The 240-nt window shown below is 53.8% G+C and carries 1 protein-coding gene; it reads left to right on the plus strand.

Annotated features, from left to right (window positions below):
* Positions 1–240 (plus strand): GIY-YIG nuclease family protein (locus tag AC1RPQ_RS08655; RefSeq protein WP_481762376.1); only part of this gene is annotated, 240 nt, incomplete at both ends.

Raw genomic sequence — 240 nt, forward strand, 5'->3', positions numbered from 1 at the left:
CGAAGTGTGTGGTATAACTCCACGCGCTGTTGCTGGGTTTGATCCCGAGCGAGCGGCCTTCGTGTATGGTTGGTGGTCACCCAAGCGGGCGCGTTATGTTTACATTGGCGTTACAGTTGTTTCCGTTAAACATCGTGTAAGCCAGCACATCAGTGATGCAACCTCAAAAGAGGGCGCGGCTTTTCAGCGTCTGCTGCGTGCTGAGGGTGCTGACAGTTTCGAAGTTCACACTCTGTGGAC

It is taken from the genome of Dellaglioa sp. CoH-57-MRSF-21, assembly GCF_056781915.1.